This window comes from Bacteroides faecium (genome assembly GCF_012113595.1).
Taxonomy (GTDB): domain Bacteria; phylum Bacteroidota; class Bacteroidia; order Bacteroidales; family Bacteroidaceae; genus Bacteroides; species Bacteroides faecium.
In genome coordinates this window covers 1,770,622-1,795,565 of record NZ_CP050831.1, presented here as the reverse complement: position 1 = coordinate 1,795,565, position 24,944 = coordinate 1,770,622, and the positions used below count along the sequence as shown (strand labels likewise).

Below are 24,944 nucleotides of genomic sequence, written 5' to 3'. Positions count from 1 at the left end.
TAAATTAAGAATTTCTTTTTAGTATCCCATTCTCACACCAAATAGCTTTTTCGTCTATAACTTTTTGCAACACTTTCTCATGATATTCCAAATTTTCTCTAGAAGCAAATTTGTGATAAAGATGAAACTGCACTCCTCCCATCTTCAATTGCTTTTTCTGAACACCTGCATGAATCAACCGATAAGAGATCTCCACATCTTCCTGTCCCCACATCTCCAGTGCCTCATTATATCCATTCACTCGCAATAAATCTCCTTTCCAAAAAGCCATATTACATCCCCTTATGCTCAACATACTGTGTTTAGCGTATCGATCTGCTAAGTAATGTCGGAGGATACGGGAACGAAAACCATTTAACATAAACCTTAAATCTTGTTTGAGCGTGGCAGGATATCTTTCCACTCCTCTCAAAAGACGAGCAGTATACATTTTTCCTAAAAGTACGCGGCTACCACAAACAAAATAACCTTTTTCAGCCAATTCCAAGTGATCAGAAATGAAATTCCTATCCAAAATTATGTCTCCATCAATCTGGATAATGTAATCCCCCTTGGCTTTTTCTATAGAACGGTTGCGAATAGCAGAGAGACGGAAACCTTTATCTTCATGCCATATATGCACTATCGGAATATCCGTCTTCTCCCTCATCTTATCTATAAGCTGCCTTGTATCATCACGGGAACCATCATCTGCAATCAGAATCTCATAAGGTTTCACCGTTTGAGCAAAAGCACTATAAAGACAAAGAGACAATGCCTCTTTCCAATTATATGTGGATATTAATAATGAGACTAACATTTCATTAAGATTTAAATTAAACTTTCACTATTTCTGTTCATCTTCCGGCCAATTATAATCCAACTCAGCCTCACGCTGCAATGCAGCAGCAATAATCTCATTTGTACTCTCTATAATTCTCTTCTTAATATCTGTCGTACTAACACCCGGAGTATATGGAAAATACACAACTTCCTTTCCTGGTTGCTGTTTCATCCATTCTAGTCCTTCTAAATATTTATTTTCCCAATCATCACCTATCGTTACAATATCTATATCTTCTTCTTTCAATTGTGCAACTTCCGTCAACTTTACCTGCTTAACTACTTTGGTTACGCATTTAAGAGAGGACACAATCCGTATCCGTTGTTCAAAAGGAATAATCGGCGGCATTCCTTTATAATGTTGTATGAGCTCATCTGTACTTACACCCACTATAAGTTCATCGCCCAATGTAGCCGACCGTTCCAAAATATTGAGATGTCCGATATGAAACAAATCAAAACTGCCTGATGTAAATACTCTTATCTTCTTTTCTTCCATACTATATAGATTTAACGGTTCTCAATATCTTTAATACGATTAGCCAAATCATCCAAATCCTCTGTGGTTTGAACACCAAGATGAGACACCCGAAAATAACCGGGAGTACCTCCAGGCATAATATAGATATCTTGTTTTAACAACTCCTTAAAAAGAATATCCCCGTTTTTTCTCACAAAAAAACCAGTTATACAATTGGAAGGAACTTCTACTGGCATTTCCCAACCATTCTGTTTGCACAAACTACGAAAATAAAGAGCTCTTGAGCGTACAGAAGCTATTATTTGCTGGACGCCAAGTGATATATCTATCTTCAAACGAGCATGCAACTGAAGAAATATAGTAGTGGCCGGACTGTAAGGCGTCTGACCACGTTCAAGATTTTTTAAATTTTCTGCAAAATCGAAATAATAGGATCTGTGTGCAAAAGTAGTCTCGAGTATTTTTGGGGATAAAAACAGGAAAGATAGTCCTGGAGCTATATTTAACCCCTTTTGACTACTGGTAATGCAAATATCAATGCCCAATACTTCCATATCCAATTCGTCAGAGAGGAAAGAACTAATAGCATCCACAACCAAAGAAACACCGTATTTCTTACAAATCTCTGAGATTCTCTCTATATTATAAAGTTGCCCGGTAGATGTTTCATGGTGCTGGCACAAGAACACATCGGGTCGTGAAGCCGCAACGGCCTCTTCCAATTGCGCATAGTCAATATCCTGAGCAAAAGGTACCGCAAAGACTTCATTCGGGCAATGGTAATACTCACAAAGACTTTTCCAACGATAACCAAAAGAACCGCCAGCTATAATAAATGCTTTCTTGCATTGAGAAACATAATTCGCCACTACAGCATCCATAGCACCTGTTCCTGAAGCCGTATAGAAAATCACACGACCACTTGGACAGTGCATCAAATCCAAAAGCATTTTCTCTGAATCTTTCACAAGTTCAGAGAATTGCTCTGTACGCATATAAGGAAAAGGCTTACCTCCAATCTGAAGGATTGAGTCTTCTATATTTCCCGGAAAAACGTATGACCTCATAGTTTACTTAATTAATTTATTCAACATCTTTCTCCCATTCACCTCTTCTTTATCCTGCCAAATCTTTTAATACTAGTGTATCTTCTCCATAAATTCAACTTACGTTTCTTAGGTACACCGTGCCTACGAATGTAATCTGCGGCGGCAACCAACATCCGCTTACAAACCATTCCATCCAAATAAGGGTCATAGTTATCCACAACCCAGCGCCGCCTTGCTATATTTTCTTCATCATATAAGGTATGGTCAAATGCCTCCAACAACTGGCCAACCTCCGTAATATTTGTCCAATAAATCTCTTTCGCAATTGTGCGATAAGTTATAACCGGACGTCCTAGAAGCAGAAATTCATATACAGTAGAAGAAGTATCACTTATCATCACATCAGCCATTAACTGATATTTAGTGACATTAAAACCATCTACCCACACAATATGTTCTTCTTGCTCTGCCAATTCCTTATATTCATCAACCCATTCTTTACGAGTCAATGGATGAAATTTTAATAGGAGGACAATATTCCTCATTTTTACTAAATGCAACAAAGCTTCTTTTAATGCAGGGATAGATGTTAAAGATGGTGAAAACGTAGGTGCATACAAGACTATTTGTGTTTTACCATGCCTTTTTAACAATTCTTCGCGCTCAATATCAAAATCATGCCAATGGGATTTAATCCAGTCTTGTTTGGGCCATCCGGTCTCGACAACCTCAAAATCGCCATATTTTACAGACAATTCTTTAAACTTTTTGGTAAAAAACGGTCCTTGCGTGAAATATGTATCAAAATATCGACGGATAACCCAATGATCTTTCTTCTCGGCAGCATAGCCATGGAAAACCTGTATCTTCACCCCAGGCAAATAATAGGGCACAATATTACCAGGAACAAATATCGCTTCAGGAGAAAAATCATATACTGCCTGCATAGAACTCGTATAATTTACTTCCTCCTGTAATGGAAATACAGGAATCTTCGGCAAATGAACATACCATAATAATTGGTTCTCTGCCGACTTCATTGCTTCTTGATAAATCGGATATAATATATCAATAGCATATTTGTTTTCACAAAACAATACAATACGCATATTTCTATAACTCCAAATTATATTTAACCGTATGTTTCTTTGCAAAATAAGTCCAAAATTTCTTCCGACAAGACAATACACGTTCTACACAATATGTCTCATCAGCATGACGTGCCTGCGCATACTCTTTTGCCAGCAACCTAAAGAAAGCCTTTTGACCCCATAAACGGGCAAAATTCGCACACCCCATCTCCACACTTATCTTTCCAAAACTCATCCTATTAATATCAACCAACATAAAATGATATTCACCATTAATCTTATCAAATAAAATATTGCCTGGAGAATAATCACGATGCATAATACCAGCCTGGTGTAATTTAGCCGTATAACGCGCAAACGCTATGACCACATCTTTACAATGCTCTACATCCGCATTGCCGAACTCATAAAAATTTCTCTGATAAGGAGACTGCATACTAACAAAATAGGAATAATCTATTAATCCACATCTTCTTTGTTCTATATATGCAATAGGCACCGGTGTTTCAAAACCTTTTTGTAGTAACATTTGAGGATATTCAAAAGCACGTCTTCCTTTAGGAACACGAAAGAATGAATAAACGACCCGATTTACAAAAGCCGGAATTCCATAACGCTTCACATTTATCTCTATTCCGTCCACTTCCATCACCTTGATAAGGTTTCTCCCGGAATAGATAACCCGACCTTCCTTTTCAAAAGAGCTTGGAATATGTTCTATAAATCTACGCAAATACTCATATGTAGGATTTACTACTATTTTCATACTTCACTTTATAAATAGGATACACCGTACAAATGTAATACAATTCTTCTACCTTTAAGAAAAAGATACGAATTTATCTTCTTCTTTTATCGACATCATTTAAATTCCGGCAGCGTCTCTTCCCCAAAATAATCACAGCTAATGATTAAATCAGATATCCGCCACGCATCTTTAGCATGGTGAATTTCTGCTGCAGAGACGCCAACTGTGTCACCTATAATTTCCATTTGAGGCGATATGGCAAAAGCTCTTTTCTCAGGCGAAAATATACTCTGTCCCAATCCCCTCCATGGATAAGTATCCGCTCCGATCAAATCGAGCAATGTCGGATACATATCAACCTGCCCCATTACTTTTTCATAGCGCAGATGAACCGGGGAATTTAAAACAATAAGTGGGGTAAAACGCTCTGGAGATATAATATTCTTTCCCAAAGGGTGCTCATAAAGCGGCTTCCTTGTTAAGCCAAACCCTTCGTGATCACCAGTTATTACAATCATCGTATTCTCAAATTTCTTTTGTGAACGCAAAAAAGAAATGAACTGTCCGATCGCATAATCGGTATAGTTAGCCACAACCATATAATTTTTCAATCGCTCGGGCAAATTATCCGAAAAGTTTATGCGCTTGCTTTCTTCTGGAATAACAAATGGAGAATGTCCTGAATAAGTAACACATTGAACTAAAGTATGTCCGCCAGTAGGAAATAACTCTTCTGTTGCCAATTTCTCCCCACACTGCCTAAGGAATGACAAATCTCCTAAACGATGACGTGGTCCCGTTTTCTCATCCAACACAAAATAAGGTTTGTCCAACAGTTTATCATAGCCAAAATCCTGGGCAACTATTGCAACATTCCAGACAACTTTCTTATCTACAGTCAAACAACAAGTCCCACCGCCTTCATACTTTTCTTTAAAAGCCTTATCAATACTATAATATGTATGATGAGGAAAACGAGCACTATAAGCTCCATAATTTATTGGCAGAAGTCCGGTATGCAACAACAACTGTCCATCAATAGAGCGACTTCCTTTAACCTGTGTTTGTACATAAGGAGCATAAAGCACATTCTCTTCTTTCAACATACGATTTAGGTTAGGAGTAATTTCTTTTCCTTCCACAGTTTTTTCCAACACCCAACTTTCAAAAGATTCTGCCAAAATAATGATACAGTTATCACGAGCCTCAATTTGAAAAGGAAGCGATTGCCTCACCGGCTGTTTACTCAACCAATCTTCTATTTCTTTTTTCACCTGAGGAGTATACTCTGGCTTATCTTGTATATGCTCATAATAAAGAGAACCGAAAATCGTATATATAGGAGTACCACAAGTCTGATAGTCAGTAAGCAAAGCATCGTAAGCCTTCTTATATCCACCATAGTAAGCTAAAATTCCGCCTAATGATATTAACGGTATGCAGACGCACCACATCAAGAACTTAAAACTTCGTTTTTTTTGCTCTCTGAGCAATATTGCCAAATTCTGTTTGCGAGTCAATATCAGAAACAAAATAGTCAACAACGGAAAGCCCAAATCCGACCACCGGAGCGAATCAAACACGCTTGCAGTAAAATCAGCCAAATTGCCAGCAAGAAAATAGCTATCCCATGGAATTGAAGTATAATAGGTCCGAAAATACATCAAATTAACAATCAACAGAATATCAACCAAAGTACCTATTACAACCAAATACCATCGAGAACGTATGTAAAGAAAAGGTATTGCAAATAAAACCGCCAACAAAAACTTAACCAAATAAGTTTGCGGAAAAGAGAATGATGAAAAGGTGGTATTCAGACACCAATCCAAATCAAATAAAATAAACTTAAAGAAAAGACACCCAATAAACAACCATAAGATTTTACGCGATTGCATATGCTTCATTATTATATAATATAAGATTTACGACAAACTAGCAAAAAGCTTATCAAAATAAGCCACATATGCTTCCACACTAAATTCATTAATAATACGTTCACGGGATGCCTTAGCCATTTTTTGCAATTTCACCCGGTCATTCATTAACAAACGCATAGCATCCGCTATTTTATCTGGAGAAGCCGAAGGTACTAAAAGCCCGGATTCATTATCCACTATCAAGTCACGGGCTCCGGGAATATCCGTCACAATACAAGGTACCCCACACGCCATCGCCTCACGGACTACACGGGGAGAAGCATCACGCAAAGCAGGCAAAATAAACAAATCCTGCTTCGGCAAAAAGTAGATTGCATCTTCCCTATTCCATAAAAAATGAATACGTTCTGCCCCTGCTCCTTTTTGAGCCAACTCATAATCGCTATTATCATAATCACCGATAACGACCAAATGAGCATTTGGGGCATTCAATATCTGAAATGCTTTAATCAAGTAAGTTAATCCTTTGAACGGGCGCCCTTTTGTTGTACCGATATAAATGCACTTAAAGGCATCTTCAGGCACTCCATCTACTTGTTTAGGATGAAGACAAGCATCTGCAACCCAATCCGTATCAAACGGCTTTACACTGACAGACAATTTCTTTTTATCAATATAATGAGACAGATATTCCTGAATATCTTCCGTCTCGCAGACAATATGAGATACCCGTGGATTTAATAATCCCATATAATATGTCGGGTCAAGTTTTTTCACTTTTGCTTGAGTTCCTCGATAACCTACATTCTTAACAGATGTACCAATAGTTGCAATCAAGGCATTAGATAACCCGGATGTACTAGGAGAAAAAATTAAATCTATATTATATTTCTTGACATATAAACGAAGTGCTTTGATGCTCTTCCATGAAATTTTGGATGTGATAGGAGGTATAATCAAAGGAATACATTTTCCTTCTACTTTCGCCGCATCAGCAGCGAAAGGAATTGTCTGATAAATTTTAAAAAACTCATTATGTGACAGTTCGCCCAACATCTTATAGGTTGCAACATCCACTGCCTTATGAGTTACTAATATATTCATACATTATTAATTTATATAAATGATCACATCCTGCCCATACAGACATTACATAATAAATATTTTGCAAAGATAATCAAATCAAATTACATTCCGGTGTAAATACACTCATTTTATTTCTACACATAAACTAGCACATACCTTCCGAATAGCTTCCATACAATAATATCCTTGAGAAATCCGCTCATTCACTCTGGATACATTCGCCCTTAAAGTTCTATAGCGCTCTTCAGTAATCCGAGATAGAACAGTCTCCAATTCTAATAAGGAGGAAATGCAAATACCTATGTCATTCTCCTCTACAAATGAAGCCAAACCTGCTTTTTCCCAAATAATAACAGGTAGCCCACAACGAATGTAAAGAGACAATTTATGAGGAGCATTATACTGAAGATATTCTCCCTCTGGACCAACACCGCCTTTCAAAGAAGACCCATACCAAACCAATCCATACTCACCTTCGGCAGTAGCAATCAAATCATCAGATTTAATATATCCTTTATAATCCACTTGTCCTTCAAACTTATCGGAATCAAAACCATTCCCATAAAGTACCATATCGAAAGAACGGGAAGAGTATCCTAGTTTATATAAGAAATCACTATGAAAGGGGGACAAAGCTCCAACAAACAGAATACGACAACGGGAGGTTGATAAAGCCTTTTCAGTAGGCCGTTTATCCGACAAATAATCAAATATGCCAAGCACCTCCATGTTAGCCTTTACACCATTATCTTGTAACCATTTTTTCATGCGTTCACTATGAACAATGATGCCGTCAGAATGATTTAACCTTGAAACTTCATGCGATACAGTTAAACGTTGACGCCGAAAGCTATCTAAATCATGAATTAGAGTAACTATCCTACAATGACGCAAATGTGCTATACGACAAACAAATGTATAGTATTTCTTCAATGGATATTGCAATATCAACACATCATTTCGATGCAAACAAAAGCCACATTTCAAAACACTTAATAGTGTCATAAAAAAAGCCGCGACAATATTCGTATAACGTGTCTGCTTCACTCCAACATTCCGAAAACTTTGAGTTGCCATAACAGATTCAATATCTGTTTTAGCTTTATTAGCGGCATTATTAATCCCTTTATAGTTTCTTGATAGATAACAAATCATAATTCAATTCTTTAATTCTTTTTTAGCTAATTTCAATGCAGTCTCTACAGTATCATCCATGTCAAGATAGGCATACTGCGCCAAACGCCCTCCAAATAAAGTATTCAACGAGCCATTCATCAATTCTTCATATTTCTTTAAAAGATTCATGTTTTTCTCGTCATTCACCGGATAATAAGGTTCATCACCGGGAGTGAACACAGAAGGGTATTCGCGAGTAATGACTGTGTACGGCTGCTTACCAAACTCAAAATGTTTATGTTCAATAACACGTGTATAAGGAACTCCGCTTTCACAATAATTAACAACTGCATTACCCTGATAATTATCTATTTCCAAACGCTCATGTTCAAAACGAAGACTTCGGTATTCCAAGTGTCCGAAACAAAAATCGTAATACTCATCAATACATCCGGTAAACAATACTTTATCTGCAAGTAAATCCAATTCTCCACGAGCAGAAAAATAGTTCGTATCCAAACGTAATTCAGCCCCTTCGAGCAAACTTTCAACCAATTTATTATACCCACCCTTGGGAATACCCTGATATTCGTCGTTAAAATAATTATTATCGTAAACGAAACGGAAAGGAAGTCTTTTTATAATAAAAGCAGGAAGTTCCGTAGCAGGGCGTCCCCACTGTTTTTCTGTATATCCTTTGATTAATTTCTGATAAATATCTTTTCCACAAAGCGTCAAAGCCTGTTCTTCCAAGTTGGCAGGAGTTTGAATATGTGCATATTCGCTACGCTGTTCCTCAATCTTTGCCTTAGCCTCTTGCGGAGTATTAACTCCCCATAACTTATTAAAAGTATTCATGTTAAAAGGCAAATTATATAATGTGCCTTTGTAATTAGCTAATGGAGAGTTCGTATAGCGATTAAATGACACAAAATGATTTACATAATCCCATATTTCCTTATTATCCGTATGAAATATATGTGCGCCATATTGATGTACATGAATACCATCTACAACTTCACAATAGATATTTCCGCCAATATGATTACGTTTATCAACAACAAGACACCGCTTCCCGGCATCGACCGCCTGACGGGCAAACACTGCCCCGAACAACCCTGCACCAACTACCAAATAATCATACTCTTTCATTAGCATTCAAAATCATTATAAATTAATCTATGATTCCTTCAATTTTCGCAATCACCTGCTCAGGCTTTATCTCCCTCAAACAAGCATAATCTCCCCGCCAACAAGGCTTCTGTCCATATACCGAGCAGGGACGGCATGACAAATCAAGTTGCACGGTATTAACCGGCAGTTGTTTCCATCCCATAAATCCTGCATAGGGATGAGTGGCGCCCCATATGGAGACAACTGGAATATTTACTAAAGATGCCAAATGCATATTAGCGGAATCCATTGAAAGCATCACATCCAAATGACTCATCAGATTCAATTCCGTACGCATATTCAGCTTACCTATCATGGAAACGACAGAAGGATATTTCGCAATCCATGCATCAAAAATTTCCTGTTCGTTTTTTCCACCACCAAACAGAAAGACCTTTACCCCAGGATTAGCCGCGAAATGGGCAACAACCTGTTCCTGTAATTCTAACGGATAAATTTTACCAGCATGTTTAGCAAAAGGAGCGATACCGATCCATTTCTGATTTTCTTTCGGACCGGTAACGGGTTCTATTTCCGCAAAATTTCCTCTCCCCTCTCCATAGATAGAAGAGAAGTTCAACAAAACCGGAAGACCGAGTTTTTCCAGCACATCAGCATAGCGGCGGAAAGAACTTTTTTGGCTTTCCATTACTTTATGACGCCGACGAACCAACTTCCTCTTACCCTCACGTCCTTTACAAATGTAGGCTACCGGTATGTTGGCAAACCGGAAGCGCAAGCACAAATATTTGGCACGAAGCACATGATGAAAATCCGCAACGTAGTCAAAGTTCATTGCTTTCAGTTCCGAATAAAGACTATTCAGTCCCCACAAGCCTTTATGTTTACCCGTTAAATCGGCTCCGATGAAATTTACATTGTCGGGCAGTTCCTGAAAAAGGGGCTGCCATACAGCACGACTTAACACAGTAATCTCGTGTTGAGGATATTGTACAGCAAGCGAATGTATGACCGGTATTGTCATTGCAACATCACCTAAAGCTGAAAAACGGATAATGAGAATACGCGCCATTCGTTATTTTTTTGCATAAAGCACCGGATTTAATGCCGGGTCGTTATACATCTTCATCTGTTTATATACTTTCATATACTTTCTACCAGCTTCAATATCAGCCAATAACTGGTCGATAGCAGAAGAAAGGTCTTTCTGCTGCTCCAACAGAATATTCAGTTTAACTTGGCACTGCGCACGGTGTTCCTCGGTAGTATCCGTACGCTTTACTTCTTGTTGCATGTGATAAATTTTCAATGCAAGAATAGAAAGACGATCGATTGCCCAAGCAGGACTCTCCGTATTGATGGTTGCATCAGAAAGCGGCTCAACAGCTTTGTATTTGTCCAAAAAGTAACTATCTATCAATTCAACCAAATCGGTACGGTCCTGATTGGATTTATCAATTCTCCTTTTTAAAGCCAATGCTTCTACAGGATCAATCTGGGGATCACGGATAATATCTTCAAAATGCCATTGAACGGCATCAATCCAATTCTTCAGGTACAAATAATACTCTATTGACTTCAACTCGTAAGGATTGTTCATCTGAGCATCCACACTATCCGTTATATGGTAATCATTGGTTGATTTCCAAAAAATCTCGTTGCAAAGGTTACTAAATGTCATAATCTTAACTAGCTTATAGGTATATAATAGGGCAAATCTATGTAATATTTTTCAGACAAGCAACCGTTTCTTACTTTTTTATTTGTTACCTTTGTGGGTATTAAAGATGAATTGTATATGAAAATTATTATAGATAATAAAATACCATCTATAAAAGAGGCGGTTCAGGGAATAGCCGATGAGGTAATCTATGCTCCGGGAAAGGATTTCACGCCGGAACTGGTACGGGATGCTGATGCACTTATTGTCCGTACCCGCACGCATTGTAATCGCAAATTATTGGAAGGTAGCCGGGTGAAGTTTATTGCTACGGCAACCATTGGTTTCGACCATATCGATACGGAGTATTGCAAGCAGGCAGGTATCGAATGGACGAATGCACCGGGATGCAATGCGGCTTCTGTCGCCCAATATATACAATCATCGCTTCTTGTATGGAAGTCTATCAGAAATAGGAAGTTGGATGAATTGACTATAGGAATCATAGGAGTAGGCAATGTAGGAAGCAAGGTGGCCAAAGTCGCACAGGACTTCGGCATGCGCGTTCTATTGAACGACCTACCACGGGAAGAGAAAGAAGGAAACAAATCTTTCACCTCTTTAAATAAAATAGCGGAAGAATGTGACATCATCACCTTTCACGTACCTTTATATAAGGAAGGGAAATATAAAACATTTCATTTGGCGGACGAGAACTTCTTTCATTCGCTAAAACGGAAACCTCTCATCATTAATACTTCCCGGGGAGAAGTTATCGAAACGGATGCCCTTTTAAATGCTTTAAACAGTCAGGCTATTTCGGATGCCATTATTGATGTATGGGAGCACGAACCGGAAATCAATCGAGAACTGCTGGAGAAAGTTATCATTGGTACCCCTCATATTGCCGGCTACTCCGCTGACGGGAAAGCCAACGCAACACGTATGTCACTGGACGCTATTTGCAACTTCTTTCATATAGATGGAAATTATGAAATCAAAGCACCGGCACCCGCTTCTCCTGTTATCCACGCAAAAAGTCACGAAGACGCACTCCTTCAAATGTATAATCCAGCCGAAGACAGCGACCGATTGAAAAGCCAACCGGAACTATTTGAGACTTTACGCGGAGATTATCCGTTAAGAAGAGAGGAGAAAGCATATACTATTAAATATAAGGAATAAGCAACACCTTATTCCTTATGCCTTTATTACCTTATTTTTATTTCCCGCTCAACAGCTTTTCTATAACTAAAGGAAAGTGTTCATACTCCAAAGCATGTACTTTCTTGGCGACATCATCAGGAGAGTCAGTCGGAAATACGGGACAAGTTGCCTGGAAGATTGTGTTCCCTTCATCATAATGCTCATTAATATAATGTATAGTGATACCGCTTTCTTTTTCACCGGCAGCTACTACTGCTTCATGAACACGATCACCATACATTCCTTTTCCGCCGTATTTAGGCAAAAGAGCCGGATGTATATTTATTATTTTATCGGGATAAGCATGCAAAAGCAGATCGGGCACACGAACCAGGAAGCCTGCCAGCACGATAAAATCAATGCGGGCCTCCTGCAAAACAGCCAGAATTTCGTCTCCGGCTATCCAATCTTCCTTTGGGAATACGTTACAGGGCACTCCAAGACGATGCGCACGCTCCAAGACATAGGCATCACTCTTATTAGAAAGTACCAACGAAACCTGAACGGAATCGTTTTTTTGGAAATACCGGATAATATTCTCGGCATTAGAGCCGGAACCGGAAGCGAAAATTGCGATGTTTTTCTTCATAACTCTCATATTCGATGCACAAAACAGTGAAAAATGTGCAAAAGTTTGCATTTATTTAGTCAAATATTTGCGCAAAACGATAAATATTCATTCCTTTGCACCGCAAATTTAAAGAAATAAAACTAATTATTAATTAAAAACTTAAAGTTATGTCTGAAATTGCATCAAGAGTAAAAGCGATTATCGTTGATAAATTAGGCGTTGAAGAATCAGAAGTTACAACCGAAGCAAGCTTCACTAACGACCTGGGAGCAGATTCTCTTGACACTGTAGAACTTATCATGGAATTCGAAAAAGAATTCGGTATCTCTATTCCTGATGACCAAGCAGAAAAGATTGGTACTGTAGGTGATGCTGTATCTTATATCGAAGAACACGCTAAGTAATTCGATTTCATCAATATGGAATTAAAAAGAGTGGTAGTAACAGGTCTTGGCGCCATTACTCCCGTTGGCAACAACGTTCCTGAATTTTGGGAAAACATTGTGAACGGGGTTAGTGGAGCAGGACCTATTACTCATTTTGATGCGTCGCAATTCAAGACCCAATTCGCATGCGAAGTGAAAGACTTCGATGCTACAAAATACATCGACCGCAAGGAAGCAAGAAAGATGGACCTGTACACTCAGTATGCCATCGCTGTTGCCAAAGAAGCGGTAGAAGATTCAGGGCTTGACACAGAAAAAGAAGACTTGAACAAAATCGGTGTTATTTTTGGCGCCGGTATTGGTGGTATACATACATTTGAAGAGGAAGTGGGCAACTACTATACTCGTCAGGAAATGGGCCCGAAGTTTAATCCGTTCTTCATTCCAAAGATGATTTCGGATATTGCTGCCGGACAGATTTCTATCATGTATGGCTTCCACGGTCCTAATTATGCGACTTGTTCGGCATGTGCTACTTCGACCAATGCCATTGCAGACGCTTTCAACCTGATTCGTTTAGGGAAAGCAAATGTAATCGTATCCGGTGGTTCGGAAGCAGCTATCTTCCCTGCAGGTGTGGGTGGCTTCAATGCTATGCACGCTCTGTCAACCCGCAATGACGAAGCTTCCAAAGCTTCACGTCCGTTCAGCGCAAGCCGTGACGGTTTCGTAATGGGTGAAGGCGGCGGTTGCCTGATTCTGGAAGAACTGGAACATGCTAAAGCACGTGGTGCAAAAATCTATGCAGAAGTTGCCGGTGTAGGTATGTCTGCGGATGCACATCACTTGACAGCTTCTCATCCGGAAGGTCTTGGAGCTAAACTGGTGATGAAAAATGCACTGGAAGATGCGGAAATGGATCCGAAAGAAGTAGATTATATCAATGTACACGGTACGTCTACTCCGGTGGGTGATATTTCAGAAGCAAAAGCGATCAAGGAAGTATTCGGCGATCATGCGTTCGAGTTGAATATCAGTTCAACCAAATCAATGACAGGTCATTTGCTGGGTGCTGCCGGTGCGGTAGAATCTATTGCAAGTATCCTTGCCATCAAGAACGGTATCGTTCCTCCGACTATCAACCATGAAGAAGGTGACAACGACGAGAACATCGACTATAACCTTAATTTCACGTTCAACAAAGCACAGAAACGCGAAGTTAATGTTGCCTTGTCCAATACATTCGGATTCGGCGGTCACAATGCGTGCGCTATCTTCAAGAAATACGTTGAGTAATATCGTGTTACGTAACCAAATAGATAAGATAAGGCTCTTGTTCCGCAAGGACAGAGAGTCTTATCTTTGTTTTTATCAGATACTCGGATTCTATCCGCGTAATATCCAGCTTTACGAGCAGGCTCTTCTGCACAAGTCAACTTCGCTCCGTTCGGAAAAAGGACGCCCTTTAAATAACGAACGCTTGGAGTTCTTGGGTGACGCCATCCTTGACGCCATCGTAGGAGATATTGTCTACAAGCGCTTTGAAGGGAAACGGGAAGGTTTTCTGACTAATACGCGTTCCAAGATCGTACAACGGGAGACTTTGAATAAGCTGGCCGTCGAGATTGGGTTGGACAAGCTCATAAAGTATTCTACCCGCTCTTCTTCTCACAACAGTTATATGTACGGAAATGCTTTTGAAGCATTTATCGGAGCTATTTACCTGGATCAGGGATATGAACGTTGCAAGCAGTTTATGGAGCAACGCATCATCAACCGGTATATTGACCTGGACAAAATATCCCGCAAAGAGGTCAACTTCAAATCCAAGTTAATCGAATGGAGTCAGAAAAGTAAGATGGAGGTTTCTTTTGAATTGATAGAGCAGTTCCTCGATCAGGACAGTAACCCTGTATTTCAGACAGAAGTACGCATAGAAGGTCTTCCTGCCGGAACAGGTACAGGGTATTCCAAGAAAGAGTCTCAACAAAATGCTGCCCAAATGGCCATCAAGAAAGTGAAAGATCCGACATTCATTACAACCATTAACGAGACTAAGGAACAGCAAACAGCAATAACTGATGAGCCTGAGACTGAACCGGATACAGCCCCCGAAATGGAAATTGAAAATATGTCAGAAGAGAACCAATCTGTCAACGGCGAAGTTGCTATAGCGGAAGTGTCCTCGGAATCTAACCAAAGCAAATTCCCATACGACGACCCTGAATCACCAGATCGTGTTCTTCTGTAACTAGTTTTAGTTTTCCGGCCACTTCTTCAAGGGGGATAGATGAAATGTCGTCTCCTCTTAGAGCTACCATTCGTCCGAATTCTCCATTTGCAATCAATTCTGTTGCGTGACCGCCCATACGGGTAGAAAGATTACGGTCGAAAGGAGTAGGCGAACCACCACGCTGAATATACCCCAATACAGTTTCACGAGTCTCTATTCCGGTTTCATATTCAATTTCCTGTGCAATATATTCTGCCGCACGTTTACGACCATCTGTCTGAATTCCTTCGGCTACTACTACAATGGAATAAGGTTTGCCTTTTTTCAGCCTATCCAGAATTGTATTGCCAATGTTCTTTATATTATAAGGGATTTCAGGGACAAGGATAACATCTCCCCCACCTGCCATACCGGAATACAAAGCAATCCATCCGGCTTTATGTCCCATCACTTCAATCACCATCACCCTTTTATGAGAGCTGGCAGTGGAATGCAGGCGGTCGATAGCGTCCGTGGCAATGCTTACCGCCGAATCAAATCCGAAAGAGATATCTGTTCCCCAGATGTCATTGTCAATGGTTTTCGGGACTGATACTATATTTATTCCCATTGCGGCAAATTTGGCCGCGGTCTTTTGTGTTCCATTTCCCCCGATGCAGACTACGCAATCCAAACCCATTTCCTGGATATTCTGAAGGATCAGTGCCGGCTTGTCAACATCCGAAATTACCCCCCCTTTTTTAAATGGCTTTTCGCGGGAAGTTCCCAGCATCGTTCCTCCAAGATTCAGCAGGCCGGACAGAGATTTATCTGTAAAGGGCTCGACATCCTTCGTCAGCAAACCTTGAAAGCCGCTGTGAATACCTATCACTTCCATCCCATAATAATTGATGGCTGTCTTGCACACGCCACGAATGGTGGCATTAATACCGGGGCAGTCCCCGCCTGAGGTTAAGATTCCAATTCTCATTGTCGCATTTTTTAGTCAAAAACTCGGGGATTCTATTAAACTCGTCAATTTTAACGATTATTTCCGTCGTAAAGATAGAAAAAAAAGATAAATAAGTTACTTTTGCACGACTAAACATTATTATGTTAAAGCAGAAATGAATATTACAAAAATTATTAGTAAGACTTTTGATTCCCGTTTAAAACAAATAGATCTATATGCTAATCAGGCTAGTGAGATTCAACACCGTGTATTGGATCGCTTGGTGCAGCAGGCTGCCCGGACTGAATGGGGTAAAAAGTACGACTATGCCTCTATCCGCAGCTATGAAGATTTCAGAAAACGCCTGCCCATCCAAACATACGAAGAGATAAAGCCTTACGTAGAGCGTTTACGGGCAGGAGAACAGAACCTGCTTTGGCCGTCGGAAATACGTTGGTTTGCCAAATCATCCGGTACGACTAATGATAAGAGCAAGTTTCTTCCTGTCAGCAAGGAAGCATTGGAGGATATTCATTACAGAGGGGGGAAAGATGCTGCGGCCCTTTATTTCCGTATCAATCCGGATAGTCATTTCTTTTCCGGAAAGGGGTTGATTATGGGTGGTAGCCACAGTCCGAATCTTAATTCTAATCACAGTCTGGTTGGGGACTTGTCGGCTATTTTAATTCAAAATGTAAATCCGCTTATTAATTTCATTCGTGTGCCAAGCAAGAAGATTGCATTGATGAACGAATGGGAAACTAAAATAGAAGCAATCGCTAACAGTACTATTCCGGTGAATGTAACGAGCTTGTCCGGTGTGCCGTCTTGGACGCTGGTGCTTATCAAACGGATTCTTGAGAAAACCGGAAAACATACATTGGAGGAAGTATGGCCTAATCTGGAAGTGTTCTTCCATGGTGGGGTGGCTTTCACTCCTTACCGCGAACAGTATAAGCAGGTGATTCAGTCGCCTAAAATGCATTATGTAGAGACTTATAATGCTTCTGAAGGGTATTTCGGTACACAGAATGATCTTTCTGATCCTGCTATGTTGTTGATGATTGACTACGGAATCTTCTACGAATTTATTCCACTGGAAGAAGTGGACAAGGAAAATCCGCGGGCATATTGCCTTGAAGAGGTGGAACTGAACAAGAATTATGCAATGGTGATTTCTACTTCCTGCGGTTTGTGGAGGTACATGATTGGTGATACGGTGAAGTTTACGAGCAAGAATCCCTATAAGTTTGTTATCACGGGAAGAACAAAGCATTTCATCAATGCCTTCGGTGAGGAATTAATTGTTGATAATGCGGAAAAGGGACTGGCCAAGGCTTGCGCAGAAACGGGAGCACAGGTTTGTGAGTATTCTGCGGCACCGGTCTTTATGGATGAGAACGCAAAATGCCGTCACCAATGGCTGATAGAGTTTGCCAAGATGCCGGATTCTGTTGAGAAGTTTGCAGCAATACTGGACGCTACTCTGAAAGAGGTCAATTCTGACTATGAGGCAAAACGGTGGAAAGACATTGCGCTGCAACCATTGGAGGTAATTGTTGCTCGCCAAGGGTTGTTCCATGATTGGATGGCGCAAAAAGGAAAATTAGGTGGGCAGCACAAAGTTCCCAGGTTAAGTAATACGAGGGAGTATATTGAGGGGATGTTGCCGTTGAATCGGTAATATTCTTTTTCTTTCGTCTTGATACGAAAGAAAAAGAACCAAAAAGAAAGAATCAAGGCTGCGTTTTTTCAGCTACTCCGGTGATTTCTCCAGCTAAAGGGCAGAAACTCGCTACGCTCAAACAGTCTGCCCTTCTTAACGCTGAAGAAAACACCTGCGCTTGACGCTGAAAAAACGAGGCCGGGAAACCATGCGGGGTGTTCGCTGCGGACACTGAGATGATTATCGGGATTCAATTATAATTCCGCCACCTAGTAGTAAACCGTCTTTATAGAATGCGGCGGCTTGCCCAGGCGCAATGGCGGTTAAGGGTTCATGAAGTTGTACATGGAGCTGGTTGTCAGGCGTAATAGTAATCGTGCAGTGGTTTTCTTGTTTGCGGTATCGTATCTTCACGATAATATCAGAATGTCCCAAGATACGTTCGCGGTTCACGATGTTCCAGTCTTTCAACCACATTTCTGTTTTTTCTAAGGCAGAGAGGGAGGATAATACCACTTCATTCTTTTCAGTGTTTATCTCCTTTACGAAAACAGGGCGGTTCAGATGAATGCCTAGTCCACGTCTCTGACCAATGGTGTAGAAGGGATATCCTTCATGCCAGGCTATAAAATCCCCCTTTTCATCGACAAATCTTCCTCGTCTGACTATTTCGGACCACGGCTGACCATTTCTGACCAGTGTCTGACCATTTCTGACTAACCAGTTTTTCAGGAAGCTTCGGTAGTCCATCGGGCAGAAACAAACTCCTATACTATCCTTTTTGGTAGCAACTTTTTGGAAGCCACGTTCGGCAGCCCAGGCACGGGCTTCAACTTTCGTAATCTCTCCCATTGGCAGAAGAATTCTGCTAAGTATATCTTGCTTCAAGCCCCATAGAAAAAAGGATTGGTCTTTGTCCGGGTCAACGGCGTGCGTAATATAGTAAGTATCCGCCAGCTTTATTTTTTGGGCATAATGACCGGTAGCGATGTAAAAAATGCCCATTTCATCAGCAATTTTGGCAAGCAAAGGCCACTTTAGATAGTTATTGCACAACGTACAAGGCACCGGAGTATGGCCTGCCATATACTCATGCACAAAATATTCGATGATTTGCTCGTTGAATATCTCACGGGCGTCATATGTTATATGCCGGATACCGAGACGTTTTGCCAAATTACGGGCATCTTCCAGATATTCGGTCGAGTCGTTCAGTTCATAAAAACGGAAAGTGACTCCGGTTACTTCATAACCGGCTTCCAGCAGTCGCATGGCGGCAACAGAGCTATCCGTTCCACCACTCATACCTAACAATACTCGTTTGTTTTCTTCTATCATGCTGCAAAATTAAGGATTTTCCCGTATCTTTGTCAGTTAAAGCCTAAAGAGAATGAAAGAGAAAATAACTAATGGACAAGTCATCATCGTTTTTACAGAACATCCGGTATTCGGCATATTGCTGATTCCTTACATAGCGGAAAGACTGAGCGACGACACGTTGCAATTAGTGGAACAGGCTTTTCATGCTTCTCCCGAAGCTATGGAACGGATGAGTGAGGCGGAAAGACAGGCCATTGATATTGCCTCTCATTATACAGAGAAATATCTGATGAGCAATTACTCCCGTGAAAAGACCGTTTCGCGTTTTCTACATAAGTTATCTGAGGATCCCGAACGGATCAAAAATAATATTCGCCCGTTTATTGAGAAGAAGTTGCAGGAGATGCTGATGTTGATACGTGAAAGTGGACTACCTTTTTACCAAAAACAGGCTGGTAGTAAGGTTCTATATGCTCATCATGCTTATCGGGTGCATGTTGATGATGTTGAGATTCGTGTAATCTTCCATGCCGACAGCAAAACATTTCGTTATCAGTTACAATGTTACGATAGAGGACAGCCATTCTCTTTGACCGAACTGAAGCCCGTTACCGTACTGACTTCCTCGCCCGCAATTCTGCTATTGGGTATGGAGTTATATTTCTTTCCGCACATTGAGAGTACGAGAGTCTTGCCTTTTACAAAGAAAAAATCAATTAGTGTGAATGCTTCCCAAATTGAGAAGTATATAGATAACATTGTGATTCCAATTGCACGCTATCATGAGATTGAAACTCACGGGCTGAATATTATTGAAGAGGAATGTAGCTGCGAGGCATTGTTATCTCTTGACACAATTCACAACGAGCAGGTGCTACAACTTAGTTTTCGTTATGGAGACCAGGTATTTACACCGGATAGTGCCACTGAAATGAAGAAAATCGTTTATCGGAAAGAGTCCGGTGGTGTTTTCTTCTTCCGGCGCAACGTTATCGAAGAAGAGAAAGCAATTCAACTTTTAATGCAGGCCGGATTACAACTATTTGATACTTCTTTCAAGCTATCGCCCGAAGCTACGGAAAAAACGATTGGGGAATGGATTAACAATCACCGGGAAATGTTACAGCTTTCATTTCAACTTATCAGCAGTATGGGAAATATGCCTTATTGCCTGGATGAGATACGTATCGAACAAAGCTGTGACGATGAAGTCGATTGGTTTGAATTGCATATCACGGTGGTTATAGGCACATTACGTATTCCTTTTTCCCGTTTTCGCAAACATATCCTGGAAGAAAAAAGAGAATATCAGTTGCCTGACGGCCGTATGATTCTCCTGCCTGAAGAATGGTTCAGCAAATATGTGAATCTATTGGAAATGGGGATACAGACGGAAAAAGGAATCCGTGTGAGACGTACGCTCTTAGGTGCTGTACAGACAGCTTTAGGAGAAAATGCGCTCAAACAGTTTCCGTCTCAAAAGCATATACACAACATTGCCGTGCCTAAAGCGCTCAAGGCAACATTGCGTCCTTACCAACAGAAAGGGTTCTCATGGATGGTACATCTGCACAAATTAGGGTTTGGCGCATGCCTGGCAGATGATATGGGACTTGGAAAAACACTGCAAACCCTTACCTTACTGCAATACATATATAAGCCGTATGGACCTAAGCAGGCTGCTACCCTGATTGTCGTCCCTACATCGCTACTTCACAACTGGCGACGGGAAACCAAACGCTTCACCGTACTTTCAATGGCAGAATACAATAATACTGTATCCATACCCAAAGAACACCCGGAGAAATTCTTCGATCAGTTTCATTTGGTTATTACTACGTATGGGATGATGCGGAACAATATCAATATACTCTCTTCCTACAATTTCGAATACATCGTACTCGACGAGAGCCAAAATATCAAGAATAGTGATTCACTCACTTTCCGTTCGGCTACCCAGTTGCGAAGTAATCACCGGCTTGTGCTGACTGGTACTCCGATCGAGAACTCCCTCAAAGACTTATGGGCACAATTCCACTTCATACAACCGGACTTACTGGGTACGGAGAGTGACTTCCAAAGACAATTCATGATTCCGCTCCGACAGGGAAACACCCGTGTAGAGACACAGTTGCAACAACTGACTGCCCCGTTTATCCTTCGCAGAAGCAAGAAAGAAGTCGCTCCGGAACTTCCCGCGCTTACTGAGGAAACGATTTACTGCGACATGACTGAAGAACAAAACACCTTGTATGAGCAAGAGAAGAATAGTCTGCGCAACACTTTGCTTCAACATCCACAAAGTACGGACAGATTTCATTCGTTCAGTGTACTGAACGGGATTCTGCGTTTACGCCAACTGGCTTGTCATCCGCAGCTTATCTTACCTGACTTCATCGGACTGTCCGGAAAAACGACACAGATAATCGAAACATTCGATACGCTGCGAAGCGAGGGGCATAAGGTTTTAATCTTCTCGTCATTCGTCAAGCACCTGGAAGTTCTAGCCGAAGCTTTTCGTGAACGAGGTTGGAAATATGCCCTGTTGACAGGAGCGACAAACAACCGTCCTTCCGAAATCGCCCATTTCACCGAACAAAAGGACGTACAAGCTTTTCTTATTTCCCTGAAAGCTGGTGGCGTGGGACTCAATCTCACTCAGGCGGATTATGTATTTATCATTGATCCCTGGTGGAATCCTGCTGCCGAGTCGCAAGCTATCGCCCGTGCCCATCGTATCGGCCAGGATAAGCAAGTGATTGCTTATCGTTTCATTACCCAAAACAGCATAGAGGAAAAGATTCTCTATCTGCAGGACGAAAAACGGAAACTGGCGGAAACGTTCGTCACAGAAAGCGAAGTATTGCCGACATTGAGCAATGAACAGTGGGTGGACCTGCTAAAATAACAGCTTACTTCCCCTGAAATCTTGCTAAAATACTTTTTTACTCTATCTTTGCACACAAAATGACACTGCATGAAATACAAACTTATCGTGCTCGACCTTGACGGCACACTTACCAACTCTAAAAAAGTAATCACTCCCCGCAACAGGGAAACACTGATACGTGTACAAGAACAAGGTATCCGCCTGGTACTGGCTTCCGGACGACCGACTTATGGTATTGTACCGCTGGCCAACGAATTGCGCATGAATGAATTCGGCGGATTCATCCTGTCCTACAACGGCGGGGAAATCATCAATTGGGAAACACAGGAAATGATTTACGAGAATGTACTTCCGAATGATGTAGTTCCTGTACTTTATGAGTGTGCGCGCACTCACCATCTAAGCATATTAACTTACGACGGAGCAGAGATTGTAACCGAGAACTCCCAAGACCTGTATGTACAAAAAGAAGCTTTCCTGAATAAAATGGCAGTCCGGGAAACAAACGACTTCTTGACGGACATCACGCTTCCCGTAGCCAAATGCCTGATTGTGGGAGATGCCGACAAGCTCATCCCCCTGGAAGCCGAACTCTCTCTCCGGTTGCAAGGACGTATTAATGTATTCCGCTCTGAGCCCTATTTTCTCGAACTAGTCCCGCAGGGAATTGACAAAGCTCTGTCTCTTGCCGTTTTATTAAAGGAGACAGGAGTAGAACGCGAAGAAGTCATAGCAATAGGCGATGGTTACAACGATTTGTCGATGATAAAATTTGCCGGACTAGGCATTGCCATGGGAAATGCACAAGAACCGGTGAAGAAAGCGGCGGATTATATCACTCTAAGCAATGAAGAAGACGGCGTAGCCGAAGCAATCAATAAATTTCTGCCTGCGGAACTTTAGTTTCAACCCGCTTTGAAACTTTTTGTTTCCCGGTGTGAAACGAAGTGTTTCTCGGTGAGAAACCAACCGTTTCACACCGAGAAACACTTCGTTCCAATAAGAGAAAATAAATTGAAACTAGAAATGAACCTATTAAAGATAGGGCGCATATTCAGATTTTATACTAACTTTGCGGTTCCAATAGAACAAATATAAAATGTTATGGAACATCAACTTACCATTTACAACACGTTAGATAGAAAGAAAGAGTTATTCGTACCGCTCCACGCACCTCATGTAGGTATGTATGTGTGCGGACCGACTGTTTACGGTGATGCTCATTTGGGACATGCCCGTCCGTCCATTACATTCGACGTACTCTTCCGCTATCTCACCCATCTAGGATATAAAGTACGTTATGTACGCAATATTACCGACGTAGGTCATTTGGAACATGATGCCGACGAAGGAGAAGATAAAATCGCCAAGAAAGCCCGCCTGGAAGAACTGGAACCGATGGAAGTAGTTCAGTATTACCTGAACCGCTACCACAAAGCAATGGAAGCACTCAACGTGCTTTCCCCCAGCATCGAGCCGCATGCTTCGGGCCATATCATCGAACAAATCCAACTGGTACAGAAGATTCTGGATGCCGGATACGCTTACGAAAGCGAAGGTTCCGTCTACTTCGATGTTGCCAAATACAATAAAGACTATCACTACGGAAAATTGTCCGGACGCAATCTGGATGACGTATTGAATACCACCCGCGACCTCGACGGACAAAGCGAAAAGCACAATCCTGCCGACTTTGCCCTCTGGAAAAAGGCACAACCGGAACATATCATGCGCTGGCCGTCTCCCTGGAGTGACGGTTTCCCCGGATGGCATGCCGAATGTACCGCTATGGGACGTAAGTATCTCGGCGAGCATTTCGACATTCACGGTGGTGGAATGGACTTGATTTTCCCGCACCACGAATGTGAAATCGCACAGTCGGTAGCTTCGCAAGGCGACGATATGGTTCACTACTGGATGCACAACAATATGATTACCATCAACGGAACGAAGATGGGCAAATCACTTGGCAATTTCATTACGCTGGACGAGTTCTTCAACGGTACTCATAAGTTATTGGCACAAGCCTATACTCCGATGACTATCCGTTTCTTCATCCTGCAAGCACATTACCGCAGTACGGTCGATTTCAGCAATGAAGCGCTGCAAGCATCGGAAAAGGGCTTGCAACGCCTGATGGAAGCCATTGACGCATTGGAAAAGATAACTCCTTCAGTAGCAACTTCAGAAGGTATCAATGTAAAAGAACTGCGTGCCAAATGCTACGAGGCAATGAATGATGACCTGAATACTCCTATTGTCATCGCACAACTTTTTGAAGGTGCCCGTATCATTAACAATATCATCGCCGGAAATGCTACTATTTCCGCTGAAGACTTGAAAGAGCTGAAAGAAACATTCCACCTGTTCAGTTTCGACATCATGGGACTGAAAGAGGAAAAAGGTTCTTCCGACGGACGCGAAGAAGCTTACGGCAAAGTAGTAGATATGTTGCTGGAACAACGTATGAAAGCAAAAGCCAATAAAGACTGGGCTACTTCCGATGAAATCCGTAATACATTGACTGCGCTCGGATTCGAGGTAAAAGATACAAAGGACGGTTTCGAGTGGAGATTGAATAAATAGAATGAGAAACAACGCACCTCACAGTACAAACTAAAAATAAAGAAGACCGGCTCACCACGAACCGGTCTTCTCTTTTTTCATAGAAACA

The 24,944-nt window shown here is 41.2% G+C and carries 22 protein-coding genes; 8 read left to right on the top strand and 14 right to left on the bottom strand.

Features of this window, described 5'->3' with window-relative positions; genetic code table 11:
• Positions 1-4: 4 nt before the first annotated feature.
• From BacF7301_RS06265 to BacF7301_RS06215, 11 genes are all read right to left on the bottom strand, one after another.
• A complete protein-coding gene (locus BacF7301_RS06265; protein WP_167961235.1) occupies positions 5-799 on the bottom strand; it encodes a glycosyltransferase family 2 protein in 795 nt (264 codons plus the stop codon).
• Between the two features lie 27 nt (positions 800-826).
• The gene (locus BacF7301_RS06260; RefSeq protein ID WP_167961233.1) at positions 827-1,321 is read right to left on the bottom strand and encodes an FAD synthase family protein; all 495 of its coding nucleotides are present in this window, start codon (positions 1,319-1,321) and stop codon (positions 827-829) included.
• Positions 1,322-1,332: 11 nt separating this feature from the next.
• A complete protein-coding gene (locus tag BacF7301_RS06255) occupies positions 1,333-2,370 on the bottom strand; it encodes a pyridoxal-phosphate-dependent aminotransferase family protein (RefSeq protein ID WP_167961231.1) in 1,038 nt (345 codons plus the stop codon).
• A gap of 38 nt (positions 2,371-2,408) precedes the next feature.
• Complete coding sequence (locus BacF7301_RS06250; protein WP_167961229.1) at positions 2,409-3,461, bottom strand: CDP-glycerol glycerophosphotransferase family protein; 1,053 nt, start codon at positions 3,459-3,461, stop codon at positions 2,409-2,411.
• A gap of 4 nt (positions 3,462-3,465) precedes the next feature.
• Positions 3,466-4,209: a lipopolysaccharide kinase InaA family protein gene (locus BacF7301_RS06245; RefSeq protein ID WP_167961227.1), complete on the bottom strand. Its 744-nt coding sequence runs from the start codon at positions 4,207-4,209 to the stop codon at positions 3,466-3,468.
• 95 nt (positions 4,210-4,304) lie between these two features.
• Positions 4,305-6,089, bottom strand: coding sequence for an LTA synthase family protein (locus BacF7301_RS06240; RefSeq protein ID WP_167961225.1), 1,785 nt, complete (start codon positions 6,087-6,089; stop codon positions 4,305-4,307).
• Between the two features lie 27 nt (positions 6,090-6,116).
• Complete coding sequence (locus tag BacF7301_RS06235; protein ID WP_167961223.1) at positions 6,117-7,175, bottom strand: glycosyltransferase; 1,059 nt, start codon at positions 7,173-7,175, stop codon at positions 6,117-6,119.
• A 105-nt stretch (positions 7,176-7,280) separates the two neighbouring features.
• Entirely contained in the window at positions 7,281-8,312 is a 1,032-nt protein-coding gene (locus tag BacF7301_RS06230; RefSeq protein WP_167961221.1) for a glycosyltransferase, read from the bottom strand.
• A 3-nt stretch (positions 8,313-8,315) separates the two neighbouring features.
• Positions 8,316-9,425: a UDP-galactopyranose mutase gene (glf, locus tag BacF7301_RS06225; RefSeq protein ID WP_167967126.1), complete on the bottom strand. Its 1,110-nt coding sequence runs from the start codon at positions 9,423-9,425 to the stop codon at positions 8,316-8,318.
• 22 nt (positions 9,426-9,447) lie between these two features.
• Positions 9,448-10,479, bottom strand: coding sequence for a glycosyltransferase family 9 protein (locus BacF7301_RS06220; RefSeq protein WP_167961219.1), 1,032 nt, complete (start codon positions 10,477-10,479; stop codon positions 9,448-9,450).
• Between the two features lie 3 nt (positions 10,480-10,482).
• Positions 10,483-11,088 (bottom strand): DUF4254 domain-containing protein, encoded by a 606-nt coding sequence (locus BacF7301_RS06215; RefSeq protein ID WP_167961217.1) that lies wholly within the window; start codon positions 11,086-11,088, stop codon positions 10,483-10,485.
• Positions 11,089-11,205: 117 nt separating this feature from the next.
• On the opposite strand from BacF7301_RS06215, the gene pdxB reads away from it, so the two are divergent.
• On the top strand, positions 11,206-12,252 hold the full coding sequence (gene pdxB / locus BacF7301_RS06210; RefSeq protein WP_167961215.1) for a 4-phosphoerythronate dehydrogenase PdxB: 1,047 nt from the start codon (positions 11,206-11,208) through the stop codon (positions 12,250-12,252).
• Between the two features lie 37 nt (positions 12,253-12,289).
• On the opposite strand, the gene purN is transcribed toward pdxB, so the two are convergent.
• Positions 12,290-12,913, bottom strand: coding sequence for a phosphoribosylglycinamide formyltransferase (purN, locus tag BacF7301_RS06205; RefSeq protein ID WP_167961214.1), 624 nt, complete (start codon positions 12,911-12,913; stop codon positions 12,290-12,292).
• 98 nt (positions 12,914-13,011) lie between these two features.
• Between purN and BacF7301_RS06200 the strand changes: the two genes are divergently transcribed.
• Genes BacF7301_RS06200 through rnc form a run of 3 tightly spaced genes read left to right on the top strand, consistent with a single transcriptional unit; the run spans position 13,012 to position 15,481 of the window.
• Entirely contained in the window at positions 13,012-13,248 is a 237-nt protein-coding gene (locus tag BacF7301_RS06200; RefSeq protein ID WP_002558672.1) for an acyl carrier protein, read from the top strand.
• Between the two features lie 15 nt (positions 13,249-13,263).
• Entirely contained in the window at positions 13,264-14,526 is a 1,263-nt protein-coding gene (fabF, locus tag BacF7301_RS06195; RefSeq protein WP_167961212.1) for a beta-ketoacyl-ACP synthase II, read from the top strand.
• Complete coding sequence (gene rnc, locus BacF7301_RS06190; protein WP_167961210.1) at positions 14,492-15,481, top strand: ribonuclease III; 990 nt, start codon at positions 14,492-14,494, stop codon at positions 15,479-15,481. The genes fabF and rnc overlap by 35 nt, the downstream gene beginning before the upstream one ends.
• On the opposite strand, the gene BacF7301_RS06185 is transcribed toward rnc, so the two are convergent.
• A complete protein-coding gene (locus BacF7301_RS06185) occupies positions 15,423-16,433 on the bottom strand; it encodes an ATP-dependent 6-phosphofructokinase (RefSeq protein WP_167961187.1) in 1,011 nt (336 codons plus the stop codon). The two genes, rnc and BacF7301_RS06185, sit on opposite strands and share 59 nt — an antisense overlap.
• Positions 16,434-16,569: 136 nt before the next feature.
• Here BacF7301_RS06185 and BacF7301_RS06180 point away from each other — a divergent pair, with 136 nt between their 5' ends.
• A complete protein-coding gene (locus BacF7301_RS06180; RefSeq protein WP_167961185.1) occupies positions 16,570-18,078 on the top strand; it encodes a GH3 auxin-responsive promoter family protein in 1,509 nt (502 codons plus the stop codon).
• 222 nt (positions 18,079-18,300) lie between these two features.
• Here the strand turns inward: BacF7301_RS06180 and mnmA are convergent, their stop codons facing one another.
• Positions 18,301-19,398 carry a tRNA 2-thiouridine(34) synthase MnmA gene (mnmA, locus tag BacF7301_RS06175; RefSeq protein WP_167961183.1) on the bottom strand — a complete coding sequence of 366 codons (1,098 nt, stop codon included), beginning with the start codon at positions 19,396-19,398 and terminating at the stop codon, positions 18,301-18,303.
• A gap of 52 nt (positions 19,399-19,450) precedes the next feature.
• On the opposite strand from mnmA, the gene BacF7301_RS06170 reads away from it, so the two are divergent.
• The 3 genes from BacF7301_RS06170 (at position 19,451) to cysS (ending at position 24,856) form a co-directional block, all read left to right on the top strand.
• Positions 19,451-22,288: a DEAD/DEAH box helicase gene (locus BacF7301_RS06170; protein ID WP_167961181.1), complete on the top strand. Its 2,838-nt coding sequence runs from the start codon at positions 19,451-19,453 to the stop codon at positions 22,286-22,288.
• 69 nt (positions 22,289-22,357) lie between these two features.
• Positions 22,358-23,173 (top strand): Cof-type HAD-IIB family hydrolase, encoded by an 816-nt coding sequence (locus BacF7301_RS06165; RefSeq protein WP_167961179.1) that lies wholly within the window; start codon positions 22,358-22,360, stop codon positions 23,171-23,173.
• Positions 23,174-23,374: 201 nt separating this feature from the next.
• Positions 23,375-24,856 (top strand): cysteine--tRNA ligase, encoded by a 1,482-nt coding sequence (cysS, locus tag BacF7301_RS06160; protein ID WP_167961177.1) that lies wholly within the window; start codon positions 23,375-23,377, stop codon positions 24,854-24,856.
• The last annotated feature ends 88 nt before the right edge of the window (positions 24,857-24,944 follow it).